Origin of the sequence: Acetivibrio straminisolvens JCM 21531 (assembly GCF_000521465.1) — a bacterium.
Lineage (GTDB): Bacteria > Bacillota > Clostridia > Acetivibrionales > Acetivibrionaceae > Hungateiclostridium > Hungateiclostridium straminisolvens.
Genome location: NZ_BAVR01000153.1, coordinates 1 through 1,393 on the forward strand (window position 1 = coordinate 1; position 1,393 = coordinate 1,393).

Here is a 1,393-nt window from a genome sequence, read left to right on the forward strand (position 1 = left end):
CGCTTCGCTATTTTGTGTGGGTAAACACACTAATTAGTTAATTAATTCCGCTAAATTTTCATTTATTACTGGAAAAATTGTATGTTAACTTTCCAGCCAAAAGATATATCATAGCAATAAAGTTTTCAATATTTCGAAAACCTCTAGCTCTTGATCTAACAGTTTGTATAATACTATTTATTCCCTCAAGAACTGCATTTGTAAGTTTTGTATCAAAATAATTTATAATTCCGGCCCAATTATTTTTCAAAGTTTTAGCAAAGGCAACAATAGGTTCTAACCTGCATCGTACTGCCCAATTGTACCACTTTTTTAAAATAATCATTGCTTCTATTCTATCCGTTGCATTTTCGTATATTTCTTGTAAGGTCAATTTCAATTGATATGCTTTGGCAGTCTTTAAATTTGTATTTTTAAGTGTTTCAAGTTTTTCTAATTGTTCTTGTTTAAGATTATCTTGATTATATAACCATAAAAATCTTGTTGACTTTAAGTCTGGCTCAAATTTTTGTTCCATTCTTCTGACTTTGTCAACCGCTTCATTCATTAGTTTTATAACATGAAATTTATCAAATGTTACAACTGCCCATGGAAAGTTTTCTAAACATCCTTTCTTAAATGCAGGCGACATATCTGAACTAATATTTTCTATTTGTTGAGGATTGCAATTATGATACGGCATTTCTTCTTTAAACCTTTTAATCGTTTCAGAATCTTTTCCCTCAGTTGCATAAATCACTTTTGATTCGTCCATATCCACAAATACTGTTACATAGTTATGACCTCTTTTACTAGCAGTTTCGTCTATACCTATTTTTTTAACATCAGAATAATCTTCAACAGCATAAGAATTATTAACATGCCTTTGAATCAATCTCCAAATCCTTGTATCATTTTCACCTACTAACTCTGCTATTTTTTTTACTGACATACTCATAGCAAGTTGCAATATTAACGCTTCGAACAATAAAGTAAATCCTGTTCCAGAACCCCATGGAGTAGAAACAAGATGTATTCCGTGATCAGGGCATTTACTTCTGGGATTACGAAAATGTATAAATGCTTTGTATTGAAAAAAATTTAGATGTCTCCACGTTTTTTCGTGTGTATCATGTACTGGTAAACCTTCCGCACCGCATATTGGACATTCAAATTTTGAACCTGCTCTAAAATCTATATAAATATGAAGTTCACCTGTTTCTTTATCAAATTCTACTTTTTTTACGTATAAGGGTTCTTTTATCATTAATGCTGCTGTAAATAAAGATTCTTGGTTAAACATATATGCACCATTCCTTCTATTTCATTATGTGCATATATTATATAACATTTTGTACTTCCATAAAAGTTGTATTTTTACATATCATTTACCCACACAAAATAGCGAAGCACC

General features: G+C 30.6%; 1 protein-coding gene. It reads right to left on the reverse strand.

Annotated features, from left to right (window positions below; genetic code table 11):
• Positions 1-58: 58 nt before the first annotated feature.
• Positions 59-1,282, reverse strand: coding sequence for an ISL3 family transposase (locus tag JCM21531_RS17205; protein WP_038291657.1), 1,224 nt, complete (start codon positions 1,280-1,282; stop codon positions 59-61).
• Positions 1,283-1,393: the final 111 nt, after the last annotated feature.